Consider the following 3,207-nt stretch of genomic DNA (forward strand, 5'->3'; position numbering starts at 1 on the left):
GCCCCCGGCCGCGACGCCGGCAGTTCCAAATTTGGGTGGCCGCCGCCGGCAGCGCGTTGGCGGCGAGGCTGATGGTGGATGCGCTGCGCTTATCTACCCTACAAAACCGGCTCCATTGTAGGGTGGATAAGGCGCGCCGCTCGGTGTCAGGGACCCGTCACGGCGGTCGCGCGCGCCGCATCCACCAGAGGTCGCGCGATGCCGCCCAAATTTGGAATTGCTGCCGCGACGCGTGTCGGCTTGAATCTGGCCGGATGAATGATCAAGGCCCACCGGGGTGCCGTGGGGGATGCCGTGCGACCGCCCATTGGTTTTCAAATGCGAACGTGAGCGAATTCACAGAACCGGTGTCGCGCGCATCCGCATCTGTGCAACGCTCAGCACAATAAAGAATAACAAAAAGGGATCGCGATTTAGCTCACTCGCCATGCGGTATACTGAGGTTGTGTAATCCGCGGGTATTCACTGTCACGGCGATAGAGGTTAACAACGATCATGAGCGACCACAAACCGGCTTTGGTAAGTTTGCTGTGCGGCGCGATCTGTCTCGGTGCGGCGGCGCTGCCGACGGCGGCGGGCGACTACATCATTATCGATCCACTCCGGGGCGATGACCTTGCGACAGGAATCGATCACGACTTCTGGGAGCTGCGCGTTGCACCCTGGGGCGACGGCGGCGCGGAGCCGTATTTCATCTCGCAAGACGGCTTGACGTTCGATGGCAACGCCGCTTATCTCGGTTTTAGATGGGACGAACCGCCGGTGGCCAAGTGGGCCTTGGCAGGTGATTTTCGGGTCTCGCTTTTCCTTGAGACTAGCCCGTATCCGGGAGAGGCCGGCAATAACAACACGGTCGCCATTTTTGAGGTCACTGCCGACGGTGGCGGCGGACCCTGTGGCAGTATTGTCTATACCGACGGTTTTGGGGGCTTGTGGGCCGGCTCTCCGGCGCCGCTGCCCGACACCTATTACCCGTTGGGCGACGGCGTCGCGGCTCATTTCCTTTTTGTCAAGACCGGAAACACCCTGCAAATCTACAAGAATGCCGAGCGAGTCTCGGAGGACGCCGGCGACGAGGTGTTCTTCGGAAACTATTTCAATCCCGCGGGAAACTTCGTGTTCTTCCTGGGGAGTGGAATCCCGAACACCGGCTGGATACGAGCGCGCGACGTCGTGATCGAGTCGCAGTCACTGGTTGCGTGTGACGGCGTCACGCCGATCCCGGATAAGTGGATTCCGTCAAGCGATCAGGACGCGGACGGTATCGACGACGCCCTCGACCAATGCCCTGACACCCTGTTCGACGCCATCGTCGACCCCGACGGTTGTTCGGTCGCCCAGTTTGCGCCCTGCGACGGGAACTGGAAGAACCACGGCGACTATGTCTCTTCGGTGTCCAAGACCATCGCGCGGTTCGTGACCCTCGGACTCATCGAGCAAAGTGAGCGCGGTGCGCTGATCAGTTCGGCCGCGCGCAGCAATTGCGGGAAAAAGAAAGCGACCAGGTAAGGTCCGGATGGCAAAGTGCGGCCTTGATCGTAATCCTGGCCAGTGGCATGCGTAGTCAGGGCTTCCAGCCCTGACGGGGTCAGGCCAGGATGGCCTGACTACGCACCCGGCGAGCCCAAGTGGCCGGAATCTTGATCAAGGCCCAAAGTGGCCTTGGTCATAAACCCGGCCACTGCGCGATCTGCACGGTCGTCGGTCCGCACAGCGGACCATACACACGGTGTTACAGTAGGGTCCGCTGTGCGGACCGTCCGCGGCTCCATTCTCAAGATCAGTCCTCACCATGCGGTGATGGCGCGGCAAAAATCGTCAGCATCAGTTCGGAGTCATCAAGAAGCCTGTACACTGGCTTCTTACCCGCCAGCTTCTCGCTTTCGGTGATAATGATCGGAACCCCCTCACCACGCTTATCCATAAGAAAGTTTCGCTGGCTGCCAATCGCATCCACATTCATCGGGCAACGGGCCAGCAAGGAACTGATTAATTCGTTCCGTGCCGACTGCCGTTCCGAAATACTTTCAATAGTCATGGTGTTGGGGATCGCACCGGGGGAAAATATTTCCAGCCGATCCGAAAAGATGTGCAGGCGGATCTTGGAGCCATAAATGGAATAATCCCGATGAGCGACCGCGTTGACCACCGCCTCGAAGACCGCATTCATGGAAAACTGCGGGGTTTCAATCCGATTGGGCGCTTTGATGGCGAAAACCCGCATGTTTCTCTCCACAAACTTGCAGGCGTCCCGAACCTGAACATCAAGCGGGCCAGTAATATCCTTGGCGTCCAGTTGATAAGCGGCATTGCGCTCGGTGCCTCGGTAACAAACGGCCTGAATAAAAGCGCTGGAGATAAAGCACTCGGGTTCGTCCGAGGCCATCAGAATGCCGCTGACCGTGGCTTGCATGGTGCCGTCGTCATCTTTAGCGATGAGCTTCATCTTTTCGAGAAATTCCTGATCCGCTTTGGATGAGATAACGGTCCTGAATTGGTTCCATCGCTTGGGGTTCAGATCATTGACAGATGTGCCTGGAACCGTCTGTTCGTCGAAGCGAATGAGTCGTACCTGACTGCGTTGCTGGAATAACCGCGCCAAAACATCCGGTTTCATCTCGCGCTTGGAACTCCCGAGGCGCCGGAAATAGCCATTGGGGCTCTTATGGACAAACAGGCTGCGGGGCACGTCGATGCGCAGGATCGATTTCTCACCACCTTGTTGATCGGGTACAATGCGTTTGCGTATGACACAATCCAAGGGCGGATCAATCGAGTCGTTACAAATAGAACGTAGCCAGCCTTCAACGATGTCCAGTTTCTCCGACGGTATCCCTCGAATCTCTTTGGTCTTGTCATCAACCCCCAGAACAATGATACCGGATGCCGTATTCGCCATGGCCGCCAGTTCGTCTGCCATGCCATCCTTATGCGGGCCGACAACTCTGTTACCGCTGAACTCCACGGTCTTGAGTTCAAGAACTGAGTCTTCGCCCAAGGCGATTTGTTTGAGCAGGTCGGAGATATTTTCGTACATTATTGCCCTTCGTTAGTAACAAGTCAGAGCAACTCGACTTTGGCCATTTTTGCCTGAGGCCGGGCGCTGTGCACGGGTGGGCTGGACCAGGGCCGGCGGCTCCTGCGGAGGTGGCGGCAGCGGGAGACCGGCGGTATCGTCTGAAGTCGACCAAAACACCAGCCGTCACC

Annotated in this window: 2 protein-coding genes; one reads left to right on the forward strand and one right to left on the reverse strand. The window is 57.9% G+C overall.

Annotated elements, in window-relative coordinates; genetic code table 11:
- Positions 1–495 precede the first annotated feature (495 nt).
- A complete protein-coding gene (locus tag QZY03_RS30180) occupies positions 496–1,509 on the forward strand; it encodes a hypothetical protein (protein ID WP_295587797.1) in 1,014 nt (337 codons plus the stop codon).
- 271 nt (positions 1,510–1,780) lie between these two features.
- Here QZY03_RS30180 and QZY03_RS30185 read toward each other — a convergent pair whose 3' ends face one another.
- Entirely contained in the window at positions 1,781–3,037 is a 1,257-nt protein-coding gene (locus tag QZY03_RS30185) for an ATP-binding protein (RefSeq protein ID WP_295587799.1), read from the reverse strand.
- Between the last annotated feature and the right edge of the window lie 170 nt (positions 3,038–3,207).

Origin of the sequence: uncultured Lamprocystis sp., assembly GCF_903933125.1 — a bacterium.
GTDB lineage: Bacteria > Pseudomonadota > Gammaproteobacteria > Chromatiales > Chromatiaceae > Thiodictyon.

Bases quoted from the DNA above. Each gene is read 5' to 3' on its own strand.
- QZY03_RS30185 (WP_295587799.1), bottom strand. From the start codon at position 3,037: ATGTACGAAAATATCTCCGACCTGCTCAAACAAATCGCCTTGGGCGAA.
- QZY03_RS30180 (WP_295587797.1), top strand. From the start codon at position 496: ATGAGCGACCACAAACCGGCTTTGGTAAGTTTGCTGTGCGGCGCGATC.